We start from the raw sequence: 479 nt of genomic DNA, 5'->3' as shown, positions 1-479 counted from the left end.
CAGCATAAAAGACAGTCAGGCAGCTAAACGTCGAAGAGCCATTTGGTCAGGGGAATTCCGTAGTCAACTTATTTTTGATTAAATTAAATACAAAGTGGAATCCCGCCCTGTTTAATTAATTGAGTTGATTAAATAGAAAATATATAATAACAACCTCTATTTTACATCTCCGGTTAACGATATTGCACTTATTATGTGAATCCAAGAATGCCAGAGTTTCAGTAGCTTTAATTTATGCTTAATGCCGCTTAAATATGAAGGGTGCCTGAGAACCAAGTCATAACAACATCTAAAAGGGCGGGAGTAAAAACCTCCCGCCTAAGGTTGCCTTACCTGTCGCTGGATTCGTAAGCCATGATTGCCGCAACCTCTGTATTACCTCGTTTGATATGGAGTTTACAGATTGAACCCCTTGTTATCCACGTGAATATGAGTAATGTCACACAAATAATGATCAAACTAAATATTGCGATTTTTTG

1 protein-coding gene is annotated in these 479 nt (G+C 37.6%); it reads right to left on the bottom strand.

What is annotated here, in order from left to right:
- Positions 1 to 329 precede the first annotated feature (329 nt).
- A complete protein-coding gene (locus SLS51_RS23305; RefSeq protein ID WP_439126910.1) occupies positions 330 to 458 on the bottom strand; it encodes a Hok/Gef family protein in 129 nt (42 codons plus the stop codon).
- Positions 459 to 479 lie beyond the last annotated feature (21 nt).

This window comes from Photorhabdus africana (assembly GCF_035181445.1).
Taxonomy (GTDB): Bacteria; Pseudomonadota; Gammaproteobacteria; order Enterobacterales; family Enterobacteriaceae; genus Photorhabdus; species Photorhabdus laumondii.
This window is presented reverse-complemented; position numbering and strand designations above follow the sequence as displayed.